Raw genomic sequence first — 13,005 nt, forward strand, 5'->3', positions numbered from 1 at the left:
GCCGCACCGCCACCGCCCGTCCCGACGGCCCGGCCCGGGCCCGCGCGGGAACCTCCGACAGTCCGGGCCGGACCCGCGCGGGTACCAGGGGCAGCGTCCCGGTCGTCGCAGTGCCGAGGGCGGCAGCGGCATGGCGTAGCTTGGTCGGCTGCCGCAGTGAACCGAACGGAAAGGCCGTCAGCCGTGTCCCCTTACGACTCGTACGGTGTGCAGCAGCAGTCGGGGCCGCCGCGCCGGCCCGCCCCGGCCTGGTGGTGGCTGCCCGAGCAGGAGCGCCGGCGCCGGAAGGAGCAGCGCCGCCGGTGGCAGGAGCACCGGAGGCGGAACAGGAAGAGCGACCTGGACTGCTGCGACGGTTGCGACTGCCTCGGCGAACTGGCCGATCCGTGCATGATCGCGCTGATCCCGGTGATGACGCTGTCCGCGCTGAGGGCGGCCGCGGGCGCGGCCACCGGCCGGCGCGGCACCCCGGCGGCGGACCCGGCGGCGCCCGTGCCGGACGGGGTGCTGGCGGCCGGGATGTACGGCGCGGTGCGCTACTACCGCACCCGGATCAGCCCGGCCCGCGCCCCGCGCTGCCCCTACACGCCGTCCTGCTCGACCTACGCGGTGCAGGCGCTGCACCGGTACGGGGCCGTTCGCGGCGCCCGGCTGACGGCGGGCCGGCTGCTGCGCTGCCGGCCGGGCACGAAGGGCGGGTCCGACCCGGTGCCGGGTCGCTGACGCGGGTCCCCGGCGACGCAGGTCGCCGCGGGCCGGAGACTCCGACAAGTACGTTCGTGGCACTGTCAGTTGTCGGTGGTGACTGGCAGGATCAAGGCGTGACGGAACAGGGTGATCTTGTTCGGCGGGTGGCGGAGCGCGCCCGGGCGCGTGCGCGGGACCTGCCCCCGCCGGTGGGCGCGCAGGAGCTGGCGGCCGCGGAGGCGACCCTCGGGGTGACGCTCCCGCCGCTGCTCGCGCGGCTGTACCGGGAGGTCGCCAACGGCGGCTTCGGGCCCGGCCACCACCTGTTTCCCCTGGTCGGCCCCGGGCGCACGGTGGTCGAGATCTACCGCGCCGAGCGGACCACCGCCGAGGACGGGACCGGCCGGCACTGGCCGGTCGGGGTGCTGCCGCTGATGGACTGGGGCTGCGGGATGTCCGCGGCGGTGGACTGTCTCGGCGAGGCGGCGCCGGTGCTGCTCTTCGAGCCGAACGGCATCGCGGACAACTGGGCGGACGCCTGGTTCGTCGACGCGGAGAGCCTGGCGGACTGGCTGGAGACCTGGTTCGCCGGCAGCGGCTGGTACGAGGCGATCGCGGGCGCGCAGGGCCCCTCGCGCGAGCCCCGGCCCTGGACGGAGGCCGGTGCCCGCCTGAGTGTGCCGGCGCCGGGCCGGGAGCCGTGAGGCCGCGGCGGGTGCGGGCTCGGGCGCGGGGACGGGTGGAGGGCCCGCCCGCCCGGGTGGCCGGCCGCCTGCCGCCCGGTCGTTCGTGTCCGGCCGTGGCCGAGGCCTGACCGGCCCGGCGGTGCGCCCCGCAGGTCCGACTGGTGCGTGGACCGACCGGATCCCACCGGATCCCGCTCAGATGTCTATACAGGTTGGGGACCGCCATCGGTCATCGAGTCGTCACCCAACACCCCGTCCACGGTCATCTTGGCGCCTTAGACATAACGGGTCTGGACCCAGCAGACGCCCAGCACCGTGATCGAGGAGCCATCCCATGAGTCCGATCCCCGAAGTCTCGCGCCGCACCCTGCTCGGCGGCGCGGCGGCCGCCGCCGTGCTGTCGGCGCTGCCGCTCAGCGTGCGCGAGGCGCTCGCCGCGCCGGCCAGGCCCGGCCGGCTCGCGGACATCGAGCACGTCGTGGTCTTCATGCAGGAGAACCGGTCGTTCGACCACTACTTCGGCTCCTTGCCGGGCGTCCGCGGCTTCGGCGACCGGGCCGCCGTGCGCGGGGTCAACGGGCGTTCGCTGTTCCACCAGCCGGACCCGTCCCGCAAGGAGGGCCACCTGCTGCCGTTCCCGATGAACGCCGCGCACACCAACGCCTACCAGCAGGGTGCCCCCGCCTTCGGGTTCGTCGACTCGATGAAGGCCTGGAACGACGGCCTGGCCGACGGCTCGGTGACCCGGCGGTCCGGCGGATGGCTCGGCCAGGGCTACTACGAGCCCGCCGACATGCCCTTCTACAACGCGCTCGCCTCGGTCTTCACCACCTGCGACGCCTACCACGCGTCGGTGCAGTGCAACACCAACACCAACCGCGAGCACCTGATGACCGGCACCAGTGGCGGCACCGTCCGCGACACGCCGGTGACCGACAACACCGAGATCCCCGGCGGCTACGAGTGGACCACCTACGCGGAGCGGCTGGAGCGGGCCGGCGTCAGCTGGAAGACCTACCAGGCCCTGGACAACTTCGACGACAACGCGCTCGCCTGGTTCGCCCCCTTCGTGCAGGCCAAGCCCGGCGAGCCGCTGTACGAGCGCGGCATGCGGGCGGTCGGTGACCCGGCGAAGAGCAACGACCCCTTCGCGATGGGCGACGCCCTGGTGGAGGCGTTCACCGCCGACGTCCAGGCCGACACCCTGCCGCAGGTCTCCTGGCTGATCGCCCCCGCCGCCCTGTCCGAGCACGCCAACTACGCGCCGCCGAACGGGGAGCACCTGACGGCCCGGCTGCTGTCGGCGCTCGCCGCCAAGCCCGAGGTGTGGGCGAAGACGGTCTTCATCCTCAACTACGACGAGCACGGCGGGTTCTTCGACCACCTGCTGCCGCCGGTGCCGCCGCTCGCCGCCGGCCGCGGCAGGTCCACCGTGCCGGTCGACGGTGAGGTGGTGGTCCGGGTCGCCAAGGGCGGCAGCACCTACCACCGGGTCGTCGGCCAGGACGGCAGGTACCGGGTGAAGGCCGCCGACGGCTCGCTCACCTGGTCCGACACGCTGCCGGCCGGTGAGACCCTGGTCTCCGGCCCGTACCCGATGGGCCTCGGCGTCCGGGTGCCGATGATCGTCGTCTCGCCCTGGACCCGCGGTGGCGTGGTCGACTCCACCGTCTACGACCACACCTCGGTGATCCGGCTGCTGGAGAAGCGCTTCGGCGTCCAGGAGCCCAACATCAGCCCGTGGCGCCGCGCCGTCACCGGCGACCTCACCGCCGTCTTCGACTTCTCCGGCCGCGACCCGCAGTGGCCGCAGCTGCCCGACACCAGCGGCAACCGGCAGAAGGTCACCGACACGGGCAAGCTGCCCGCGCCGACCGTACCCAGCCCGCAGGCCCTGCCGCAGCAGCAGCGCGGCACCCGCACCGCCCGGCCCACCCCGTACGACCTCACCGTCAAGTCGCGGCTGAAGGACGGCGTGCTGACCGTCGACTTCGTCAACCAGGGCCGTCAGGGCGCCGTGTTCGCGGTCTACCCCGCGCCCGGCGGCGCGCCCCGGCACTACACCGTCGGCGCCAAGGACCGGCTCTCCGACACCTGGACGGTCGGCCCCGAGGGCTACGACCTGCGGGTGCACGGCCCGAACGGCGCGCTCTGGCACCTGCGCGGCGACGCGGCCGCCCTGTACGAGGCCTCGATCTCGGAGGAGCAGAACGGGCGGGTGCTGGAGGTCGACGTGATCAACCGCACCCGCACCGCGCAGACCTTCCTGGTCGGCGACCTCGGCTACGGCGACGGACTGCGCGAGGTGCGGGTCGCGGCCGGCGACGACAAGACCGTCAACGTCAAGGTCGGCCGCGAGGGCTGGTACGACGTCACGGTGGCGCTGCGCGGCGACCTCACCTTCCGCCGCCGGCTGGCCGGCCGCTTCCCCGGCGACGAGCAGGGCGTCACCGACCCGGCGATGGGCCTGGCCGACCCGCTGACCGTGGACGTCACGCTGCAGGCCGCGTCCACCACCATCGACGAGGCGATCCTGCTGCCGGGCCGCCCCGCGCGGATCACCGCCCGCCTCGCCGCCCCCGCCACGGCCCTGACCGCCGTCGAGGCGCAGCTGGTGGTACCGGCCGGCTGGACGGTCAAGGCGCTCACCCCGCCGCCGGCCACCCTGACCGCCGGCGCCACCGCCACCGGGGAGTGGGAGGTGACGCCGCCGGCCGTGCTGCCGGCCGGTGCCACTCACCGGATCCTGGTGACCGCCCGGGCCCTGGCCGGCGACCGGTTCGCGATCGCGGACGGGGAGGTGGGCGCCCGGACCGCCCCCGCGATGACGGGCCACCTGCTCGACGAGGACTTCGAGTCGCTGGCGGGCGTGCTGAAGCCGCTCGGGTCCGTGCTGGGCTGGACGGCGCAGGCCCCGCAGGGCTGGTCGGTGGTCAACGCGCCCGGCATGCCGCAGGGCACCGCGCGCCTCCAGGGCTGGACCTTCCACACCAAGCGCGCCTGGTCCACCCCGGCCGGGCAGGACCGCGGCAACTTCAGCCGCGGCCTGGGCGTCCTCGCCGTCGCCGACCCGGACGACTGGGACGACACCGGCGCGCCGTCCGGCAAGGGCAGGTTCGACTCGACCCTGGTGTCGCCCGCCGTGCCGATCCCGGCCGGTGTCGGCACGCTGTACCTCGGCTTCGACTCGCACTACCGGCAGGAGGCGCCGCAGAAGGCCTCCGTCACCGCCGTGTTCGACAACGGCACCGAGATCCGGCTGCTCTCCTACAGCAGTGACGCCACGGGCAACGACAACGCGGGCCAGGACGTGCAGAACGCGTTCGTCTCCCGGCAGATCGCCGTCCCAGCCGGCGCCGGCTCGGTGACCCTGAAGTTCCGGATGTACGACGCGGGCAACAACTGGTTCTGGGCGGTCGACCACGTCCGCCTGGACAGCAAGCCGGTCACCGGCTGACCTGTCGGACCCCGTAGAGGTCCGGCCCCGCACGGTCCGGCCCCCGCACCGGCCCGGCCCCCGCACCACTTCCCGGTGCGGGGCCGGGCCGCATTCCGCGGCCGCGGTCGGTCCGGTTCGCGCAGGCCGGTCGGACGCCCCGCCTTCGGCGAGCAGGCCGCGGAAACCCCTCGTCTGCTCCGGCAGGCCGGACCGGTCGAGCAGGGCCGTCACCAGGTCCACCACGGCCTCCAACTGCCCGGTGCGGGCCGGGTTTGCCGCAGCCAGCCGCTCGTAGATCTCCATCGCCTCCACGGCCGGGCGGAGCGCCCAGGGCAGGTCCTACCCGAGGTCCGCGCGGGCCTCCGCGGTCGCCCACAAGGCCATCGGCCGAGCGCACCGGCCCCGAGTACCGGTAGGCACGGGCGGTGACAGACTCGTGACAGACCGCGCGGGCCGGTCCCGCGACCGGGCCGGGGCCGCCCGGTCCGGCCGGTCAGCGCCGCCGGACCCGCGCTGCCAGCAGGGCGATGTCGTCCTCGGCGGCCTGCGGGGCCAGTTCGTCCAGGACGGCGTCGAGCAGCCCGGGCAGCGCGCCCGTGGCCGGCAGCCGCAGGCCGGCCAGCCTGGCCAGCGAGGTGTCGATGTCCTCGCCGCGCCGCTCCACCAGGCCGTCGGTGTAGAGCAGCAGGACCTGCTCCGGCAGCAGGTCGCGGGTGGCCTGCTCGTAGCCGCCGAACCCGGTGCCGAGCGGTGGCCCGGTCGGCACGGTGACCAGCTCGGTCGGCTGCCCGGCGACGATCAGTGCGGGCGGCAGGTGGCCGGCGCTGGAGAAGGTCCAGCGCCCGCGGCCCGGGTCGGCGAGGGCCAGCAGGCAGGTCGCGGGCCGGGCCGCCTCGTCGTCCGAGACGAGGGTGTCCAGCTGGCGCAGGATCCGGTGCGGCGGCAGGTCCATCGCGGCCACGTAGCGCAGCATCGAGCGGTACTTGCTCATGTCCACGGCGGCCTCGACCCCGTGGCCCATCACGTCGCCGATCACCAGGAGGGTCCGGCCGAACGGCAGCCGGACGGACTCGTACCAGTCACCGCCGACCACCGAGGTGGTGCCGGAGGCCAGGTAACGGGAGGCCAGCTCCAGGTTGGGGTGCGGGTTGCCCGGCTCGGCGAGCAGCGCCCGCTGGAGCTCCAGTGCGATGTCCTGCGAGTGCGCGTAGCGGCGGGCGTTGTCGATGCTGACGGCCGCCCGGCCGGCCAGGTCCTCGACCAGGGTGATGTCGTCCTCGGTGAAGCCCAGGGAGGACCCGCGCAGCCGGGCCAGCGACAGCACGCCGTTCAGCCGGCCGCGGGCGGTGAGCGGGACCACCAGCAGGGAGTCGATCCCGGCGGCCCGGTACGCCGCGAGCTCGCCCGCGTCGGCGGCGGGGGCCGCCAGCCCGTCGTCGGTCAGCAGGTTCGCCGCCACGGGCCAGCCGGTGGCCAGGCTGCGGGCGGCGGCCGAGCCGTCCCGGTGGCGCACCGGCTCGCCGGGCCGGGCCAGCGCGTCGAGGTGCGGGCGGAGTTCGGGGGCGCAGGCGACGGCGGTGCGCCGCAGGCGCGGCAGGGCGAGGGCGGTGCCGCCGCCCTGTTCCGCGCTCCCGGGCGGCAGCACGTCGACGGTGGTGAGGTCGGCCAGCCCGGGCACGGTGAACTCGGCGAGTTCCACGCAGGTGGTGTCGGTGTCCAGGGTGGTGCCGATCCGGCCGGCCGCCGCGTGCAGCATCGCCAGCCGGGCGCGGGCCTGTTCCAGGTCGTGCCGGCTGCGGTCCTCAGGGCGGGCGTCCTCCAGCAGGACGGCGATCAGGCCGGCCGCCCGGCCGTCCAGCTCCAGCCGCTGGTACCGGGCCCGGGGCCCGCCGGCCGCCGCCTCGCGCGGGCGCCCGTCGGCCAGCACCAGGCGCAGCGTGTGCGCGGCCGCGGCCTGCGGTGTGTCCGCGAGCGGCCGCCCGACCACTGCGGCCTGCGGCAGGCCGGTGGCCAGGACGAACGCGGGGTTGACGTACTGCCAGCGGAGGTCCGGGTCGAGCAGTCCGACGCCGACCGGGAGCTGGCCGAGCACCTGGCCGAGCAGCTCGGCGCCGCCGGTGGCGAAGGCGGCGGCCACGGCTTCGACCGAGGCGTCGGCGGCCTCCCGGCCGGAAGCCTGCGGGTGCACCGGGCCCTCCTCGCTCGCCGTGCTGCTACCGGACACTGTCCATGATCGGGCGACTTCGGCCCGGCCGCATCCAGGTCCCACGGCCGGGCCGCCCCGCACGGGCCGGCCCGGCCCCGATGGCCCGGCCCCGATGGTACGGCCCGCCGCCGTGGGCGAGCCCGTCCCACGACGGGGCGAAGGGTCTCCGCCGCCCCTGCCGTCCCCCCTGCCGGCCGCCGGGCCGCCGGAGACGGCTCACGCCAGGGTGACGTGCATGCCCCCCTCGGCCAGGACGCCCAGGACGGCGGCGAACAGGTCGTGGGACCGGCCGTCGCACGACAGTCGCCGGGACAGGTGCGCCCGCGCGACGGCGGCGTCCCGCCAGAGCAGGGTCGCGGGGGTGGTGCAGCCGAAACGGCCGCGCAGACAGTCGTCGAGGGCTGCCAGGCAGCCCCCGAAGTAGCCGCCGGGCCCGTTCACCGCCTCGCCGAGCGCCAGGTAGAGGCCCGGCTCGTCGGTGATGTGCCTGCCGTCCAGCCGGTAGGCGTGGCCGGCCGGCCGCGGGCGGTGGGAGCGCCGGCAGGCCCGGTCTTGGACGAGGTGGAGCCAGGCGCCGCGCAGCCGGGTGTCGAGGGCGACCCAGGAGCCCGGGGCGTCTGGCGGCCCCGCGAGCCACCGCTCCAGGACCGGCCGGGTCCAGGACGGCAGGGGCGTGAAGGCGCCGTCGTCGAGCTCCAGGTCGATCAGGCCCGCTCCGTGGGAGGAGGGGTACCAGGCACTGACCCTGGCCGGCAGCGGATGGTCGGTGAGCGGCTCACCCCGGTCGTCCCGTATCTCGAGGTCGGCCTGTTCCAGGTCCAGGGCCCGGCGGGTGCCCTTCGCCAGTGCCGCCCGCAGCTGCTCGCCCGGGGCCAGGCCCCGCAGGACGAACGGCCGCTCGGCCCGCTCGGACGGCAGGACGCGGGTGAATTCCCGGCAGGAGCCCAGCCACCGGTGCCCGTCGTGCAGGCGGACGGCACCTCGGTGCCCCTCGGGCGGGCCCTCGTAGTCGTCCAGCCCGGTGAGCACCAGACCGTCCGACCCGGGGGACCTTCGCGGGGCCTCCACGTCCTCCAGCAGCCAGGGGTCCAGTGCCTCGTCCTCCGGCACCAGCCACACCCGCATGCCGACCCAGCGCGGCACCGCTGCCGTAGGGGCCCAGCCGAACAGCTCGTACGTTCCACGGTGGGGTTCCCCGAAGAGTCCCTCCACCTCGGCGCAGCTGCCCAGGGCACGGCCGCGCTCCGTCCCGGTCAGGGTGTACCGGACCGGGGTGCGCGCGGTGCGTCCGCACCGGGTCTCGTCCTCGTGCACGGTGGGAATCATGCCGGGAGCGCCCTCCCGCGGCCAGGCCTTGTGCGCGCGGTCGGCCGCGTTGCCCGGGACGGCCCGTCGGCGGAGTGCCCAGGGGCCGGCGAAGGTGCCGCGCCGGGACGCCGGGGCCCCGGCCGTCCACTCAATCCCGGCGCCGGCGCCGGGTGGCCTGCGCGAGGGCCGCGTAGCCGGTGAGGGCGAGGGCGGCGCCCGCCGCGGCGCCGAAGGCCGTGGTCGGCACCAGCTGGACGAGGGGACTGTCCGGCAGCAGGGTCCAGCGCCGGACCACCCGGTGCGCGGCACCGAGCAGCGCCGCGCCGGCGGTCAGGCCGAGCACCAGCGGGCGCGGCCAGGGCGCCGGCCGGACGGGGCCGGCAGCGGCGTTGTCCCCGGCGGTCCGCAGCAGCCGGCCGAGGCAGTACGCCAGGATGCCCAGCGCGAGCGCCGAACTGCCGTACTGCAGGACTTGGTACAGCGGCACGCCGGCCACCGGCCGGGCCAGCACCGGTAGCAGCCGGATGCCGGCCCGGTCGTGGTGGGTGAAGGAGTCCCAGCCGGCATGGGTGCCCGCACCGACCGCGGCCGAGACGGCGAACCAGGCGACCGCCGCCGGCCGGGCCCAGGCGCGCCGGGGCCGGACGGGCGCCGTGTGCGCCTCGGCGGCGGCCGCCGCCCGGGGCGGCAGCAGGGCGACCAGCGGGGCCCGTAGCAGCGTGTGCCACACCAGGACCACCAGGGCGGTCAGCACGACGTCCACGGTGGGCACGCCCCACCAGGCATGGGTGACCGACCCGAACCCGAAGGCACCGTGCAGCACCGAGTCCGCGAAGTAGGGCAGGTCCGGCACGGTGGAGCCCGCCACCAGGGCGGAGGCGACCAGCGGGCCCCGGCCGCCGGTGCGCCCGAGCAGCGGCAGGACGGCGGCGGGATGGCTCAGGGTGAAGGGCATGCGGTCCGCCTCGGCAGGTCGGCGCGGGCGGGGGAGGACGGGCCCGCCGGCCGTCGGCGCCCGCTGCGGGGGCGGCCCGACCCGCCCGGCCGCCGGGTGGTCCCTGCCCGGGCCGCCGGCCGTCGGACGGTCAGCAGTCGCAACCGCAGTCGCATCCGCAGCAGTCGCACCCGTCACCGCAGCAACTGCACCCGTCACCGCAGCACTGGCAGCCGTCCCCGCAGCACTCGGCCTTCTCGCAGCAGTCCTGCCGGGCGCACCAGCCCTCCCGGCGCTGCCCGTCGAACGGGTCGTCGTGCTCGCAGCACATCAACTGGCAGCTGCAGGCCATCAGGGTCCAGAGCGCGCAGCCGGCGAGCAGATTGCGCGGCGGGCGGCCGTCGCCGCCCGGGGGCGGGCCGAAGTCGTGGTCCGGCGGCCGCTGGTAGGGGTTCTGTCCGGGCGGGGCCTGCTGGTGCGAGGCCTCGGCGGGGTGCCCGGGCACGCGTCCGTCGGCGGACCCGGTGGTGCAGGCCCCGCCGTGGGCGTGCCGGTGGCCGAAGACCCGCTCTACGGCGCGTTCGGTCTCGTGCCCGAGCAGGGCGTGGGTCAGCGCACGGTCGGTCAGTTCCACCTCGCGCAGGGCCAGCCGGATCCCGTGGACGGCGTCGCGGCAGAGCCGTTCGGCCTCGGCCCGGTCGGTTCCGGTCGCGGTCAGCGGGTTCCAGGCGCCGGTGGCGGCGTCCTCGGCCTGGTCCTCGGCGGCGTCCAGCAGGTGGGCCAGCCGTCCGAACAGCCGGCCGGCCTCGGCGAGCGGGGCCGCGTTGCCGGGACGCCCGGCGAGGACGGCGGTGTGGGCGAAGGCGGCGGCGGTCGCGCTCTCCGTCGGCTCGGTCACCAGCAGGACCGAACTGCCGGGCCTGGCCGCCCGTTCCAGCTCGCCCTGGCGGGCGCCGGCGGTGAGCAGCACGCCGGTGTCGAAGCCGACGGCGGAGCCGCTGCCGGCGCTCTGCCGGTCCCACCGCCGGGTCACCGCCCGGGCGCCGACGGCTATCGGACGGCGGGCGAACAGGCCGTCCCGGTCCTCGACGTGGTCGCGCATCTTCACGGCGGCGAGGGCGAGCGAGACGGCGGCTGCCAGCTTGGCGCCCTCTCCCCTGGCGACCTCGGCGGTCCGCATCCCGCGCAGCGGGCAGGGCCCGGCGGTGCGCCGCCAGGAGCCGTCGTTCCTGGCGGCCTGGGCCTCCACCAGGACGGAGATGATCAGCCCGTCGTAGTTGGTGGCCGTCCGTGCCAGCTGTCCGTGGTTGTCCCGCAGGGCCAGGCAGAGCCCGCACAGGTGCGCCGTCCAGGAGCTCCGGAGCCGCTCGGACAACCCGTGCCGACAGGGTCTGATGATGCCGAACATGCTCCCCCTCGTACCCACGGGCCACCCGGCCCGGCTGATCGAGGGCCAATTGTACGATCACCGCCCGCTGTGCGGTCCGGCCGGCCACCGGCCGCGGACTCCTGGCCCGGTGTTCGGACGGCGGTGTTCGGACGGCGGGGCCCCGGACGGCCGTTCGGACGGCGGTCCTCCGGCCGTGCCGGCGGATGACGGGCGGGCGCCGGCACCGCGAGGCGGCGGCCCGGGCGCGGGCGGGCCCTCTGGCGGCATCCCGGGAGCGGGATAACATCACAGAAATGGGAATGCTCGACAGTACGCCAAGTCCCGGCCCACAGGCCGGGTATGCCGCCGCCGGCGCGACCGGGACCGGCTCCACCACCGCCGCCGGCGCGACCACCGGCACCACCGGCACCACCGGCACCACTGGCACCACCGGGACCACCGGGACCGCGACGGCCGCCGTCCATGCCGACACCAGCACCAACGGCGACACCAACAGCCACACCGACACCAGCACGGACACCGACGGTGCCTCGACCGCCGGGACGCGCCGTGGCTGAGCGCTTCGACCCGGCCGGCCGGCGGGTGCTCGCCGTCTGCATCGCGGCCGGATTCACCACCCTGCTCGACCAGTCCGTCCTGAACACCTCGGTGCCCGCCCTGCGGGACTCGCTGCACGCCCAGTCCGCCCAGATCCAGTGGGTGGTGGCCGGGTTCTCGCTGGCCTTCGGCCTCGCCCTGGTGCCCGGCGGGCGGTTCGGCGACGTCCGCGGGCGCCGGACGCTGTTCATCACCGGCCTCGCCGTCTTCACCGGATTCAGCCTGCTCTCCGCCACCGCCACCCACCCCTGGACGCTGGTCGCCGCCCGGCTGCTCCAGGGTGCCGGCGCCGGCCTGGTCAACTCCCAGATGATCGGCACCATCCAGGACGTGTTCACCGGTCAGCAGCGGGCCCGCGCGCTGGGCCTCTACGCCGTCACCGGCGGGCTGGCCACCGCGCTCGGGCCGCCGGTCGGCGGTCTGGTCCTCGCGGTGGCGGGCGCGCAGGACGGCTGGCGGCTGACCTTCCTGCTGAACGTCCCGTTCGGCCTGCTGACCCTCTTCCTGGCCGCCCGCTTCCTGCCGCCGCCGCGCTCCAGCACCGGGCATCCCGACCTCGACCCGGTCGGGCTCGTGCTGGTGGCCGCCCTGACCCTGGTCGTCATGGTGCCCTTCGTCCGACCGCCGGGCGTTCCGGGCGCGGTCGGCTACCTGCTCGCGGCGGGTGCGCTCACCGTCCTGTTCGTCCACTGGCAGCGCCGCTACGCCCGGGCTGGCCGGCACCCGCTGGTCCATCCGGCGCTGGCCCGCTCCCGGCCGTTCGCGCTCGGCACGGTGGTCGCGATGGCGCAGTTCGGTTCCTCGATCGCGGCCGGGCTGGTGCTGATCATGTTCCTGCAGGACGGCCTCGGGATGTCGCCGATGGGCGCGGCCCTGGTCAGCCTGCCGGCCGCGCTGGCCATGGGGCTGTCCTCCGCGCTGGCCTGGCGGGTGGTCCGGCGGTTCGGCCGGCACACCGTCACGGCCGGGATGGCGCTCTCCGCCGTCGCCCTGCTGGCCGGTGGCCTGGTCGCGCTCCGGGTGCCGGCCGCCGTGCTGCCGGTGGTCCTCGCCCTGGTCCAGTTCTGCGCCGGGATCGCCGTGGGCCTGGTCAACGCGCCCAACCAGGCCGCGGTGCTGCGGCACGCGCCGCCCGAGGCGGCCGGGGTCGGCGGCGCGATCCTGCAGATGGCCCAGCGGATCGCGGCGGCGGTCGGGGTGTCGGCGCTGTCCGGGGTGTACCTGCGCGGCACCTCCGCCGGTGACGGCTCCGGGCATCGCACGGCGTACTTCTACGCGAGCGCCACCTGCGCGGCGATCGCGGCGGCGGCGGTGGTGGTGTCGGTGTTCGCGGCCCGCGCGGCCGAAGCGTCCCCGCTGCCGGTCGCACCCGGGCCGGTCGCACCCCTGCCGCCGGCTCCGCTGCCGTTCGCACCAAAGCCGTCCCCTCCGCCGCCGGTCGACCACCGGGGGCCGCGCGAGCCGGCCACCCGGGTGCCCGCGGCCGGCCCGGGGCGGCCGGACGGGCCCGCGCCGGGCTGAGCTGTCGGTGGTCCGCGTGGAGCGCCGCCCCGCGCGGCCCCCGGCCCTGCCCCGGCCCGGTCCCTGCCCCGGCCCGGTCCCTGTGCAGCCGTCACACCCGGTCCCGCGTCGGCGACCCGGGCTCCGGACGCCCCCGAACACCCCCGAATGCCCCCGAACGTCACGTCCGATTGCCGCCGGACTCCTCGTGGACGAACCGACAGCATCGTCATGTCCGCACGGCCGACGAGGAAAGAA

9 protein-coding genes are annotated in these 13,005 nt (G+C 76.1%); 5 read left to right on the forward strand and 4 right to left on the reverse strand.

The window, feature by feature from the left end; all coding sequences use genetic code 11:
- Window positions 1-183 precede the first annotated feature (183 nt).
- The 3 genes from yidD to J2S46_RS38190 all read left to right on the forward strand — a co-directional run bounded on the left by yidD (window position 184) and on the right by J2S46_RS38190 (window position 4,830).
- Window positions 184-723 carry a membrane protein insertion efficiency factor YidD gene (gene yidD, locus J2S46_RS38180; RefSeq protein WP_229912943.1) on the forward strand — a complete coding sequence of 180 codons (540 nt, stop codon included), beginning with the start codon at window positions 184-186 and terminating at the stop codon, window positions 721-723.
- 98 nt (window positions 724-821) lie between these two features.
- A complete protein-coding gene (locus tag J2S46_RS38185) occupies window positions 822-1,391 on the forward strand; it encodes an SMI1/KNR4 family protein (protein WP_191291516.1) in 570 nt (189 codons plus the stop codon).
- 316 nt (window positions 1,392-1,707) lie between these two features.
- Window positions 1,708-4,830 (forward strand): phosphocholine-specific phospholipase C, encoded by a 3,123-nt coding sequence (locus J2S46_RS38190; RefSeq protein WP_191291515.1) that lies wholly within the window; start codon window positions 1,708-1,710, stop codon window positions 4,828-4,830.
- Window positions 4,831-5,305: 475 nt separating this feature from the next.
- On the opposite strand, the gene J2S46_RS38195 is transcribed toward J2S46_RS38190, so the two are convergent.
- The 4 genes from J2S46_RS38195 to J2S46_RS38210 form a co-directional block, all read right to left on the reverse strand.
- Complete coding sequence (locus J2S46_RS38195; protein ID WP_191291514.1) at window positions 5,306-7,000, reverse strand: SpoIIE family protein phosphatase; 1,695 nt, start codon at window positions 6,998-7,000, stop codon at window positions 5,306-5,308.
- Between the two features lie 234 nt (window positions 7,001-7,234).
- Window positions 7,235-8,344 carry a barstar family protein gene (locus tag J2S46_RS38200; protein ID WP_191291513.1) on the reverse strand — a complete coding sequence of 370 codons (1,110 nt, stop codon included), beginning with the start codon at window positions 8,342-8,344 and terminating at the stop codon, window positions 7,235-7,237.
- Window positions 8,345-8,474: 130 nt separating this feature from the next.
- Entirely contained in the window at window positions 8,475-9,281 is an 807-nt protein-coding gene (locus J2S46_RS38205; protein WP_191291512.1) for a DUF4184 family protein, read from the reverse strand.
- 130 nt (window positions 9,282-9,411) lie between these two features.
- The gene (locus J2S46_RS38210) at window positions 9,412-10,668 is read right to left on the reverse strand and encodes a DUF5685 family protein (RefSeq protein WP_191291511.1); all 1,257 of its coding nucleotides are present in this window, start codon (window positions 10,666-10,668) and stop codon (window positions 9,412-9,414) included.
- 275 nt (window positions 10,669-10,943) lie between these two features.
- Here J2S46_RS38210 and J2S46_RS38215 point away from each other — a divergent pair, with 275 nt between their 5' ends.
- Window positions 10,944-11,207, forward strand: coding sequence for a hypothetical protein (locus tag J2S46_RS38215; RefSeq protein WP_191291510.1), 264 nt, complete (start codon window positions 10,944-10,946; stop codon window positions 11,205-11,207).
- Complete coding sequence (locus J2S46_RS38220) at window positions 11,200-12,768, forward strand: MFS transporter (protein ID WP_229912942.1); 1,569 nt, start codon at window positions 11,200-11,202, stop codon at window positions 12,766-12,768. Before J2S46_RS38215 ends, J2S46_RS38220 begins: the two co-directional genes overlap by 8 nt.
- Window positions 12,769-13,005 lie beyond the last annotated feature (237 nt).

The organism is Kitasatospora herbaricolor (genome assembly GCF_030813695.1).
Lineage (GTDB): Bacteria > Actinomycetota > Actinomycetes > Streptomycetales > Streptomycetaceae > Kitasatospora > Kitasatospora herbaricolor.

Bases quoted from the DNA above. Each gene is read 5' to 3' on its own strand.
- J2S46_RS38190 (WP_191291515.1), top strand. From the start codon at position 1,708: ATGAGTCCGATCCCCGAAGTCTCGCGCCGCACCCTGCTCGGCGGCGCG.
- J2S46_RS38200 (WP_191291513.1), bottom strand. From the start codon at position 8,344: ATGATTCCCACCGTGCACGAGGACGAGACCCGGTGCGGACGCACCGCG.
- J2S46_RS38205 (WP_191291512.1), bottom strand. From the start codon at position 9,281: ATGCCCTTCACCCTGAGCCATCCCGCCGCCGTCCTGCCGCTGCTCGGG.
- J2S46_RS38210 (WP_191291511.1), bottom strand. From the start codon at position 10,668: ATGTTCGGCATCATCAGACCCTGTCGGCACGGGTTGTCCGAGCGGCTC.
- J2S46_RS38215 (WP_191291510.1), top strand. From the start codon at position 10,944: ATGGGAATGCTCGACAGTACGCCAAGTCCCGGCCCACAGGCCGGGTAT.